The following is a 244-nucleotide window of genomic DNA, read 5'->3' as shown; positions in this document are numbered from 1 at the left end:
GGGCCATTACGGCCTATACAGGCTTTGCCGGTGAGCCCAAGCTCGACTCGGTGCGAGAAGAGCCCGGCTTCGGCATCGAGGCGACCGCCGGGGATGACATCTGGCGCCTGGGCCGACGCGGATGGGCCGGGTGGAAGGCTCGCACCGGCGGAGAAGGTAGGGTCGGCGGCTATGGCGGTACGGTGCTTTCGAAGAATGGGCGCATCCTCGAAGGCGAAGCATGCGACGATGCTCCCATTCTTCG

Annotated in this window: 1 pseudogene; it reads left to right on the top strand. The window is 66.0% G+C overall.

Annotated features, from left to right (window positions below):
* Positions 1 to 244 (top strand): annotated as a pseudogene (locus EOD29_RS34320) (nitrogen fixation protein FixI); the annotation flags it as partial.

Origin of the sequence: Mesorhizobium sp. M1A.T.Ca.IN.004.03.1.1, from assembly GCF_003997555.1 — a bacterium.
In the GTDB taxonomy this organism is placed as follows: Bacteria; Pseudomonadota; Alphaproteobacteria; order Rhizobiales; family Rhizobiaceae; genus Mesorhizobium.
Note: the sequence above shows the minus strand (reverse complement) of the source record. Positions and strands in the feature narration are given on the sequence as shown.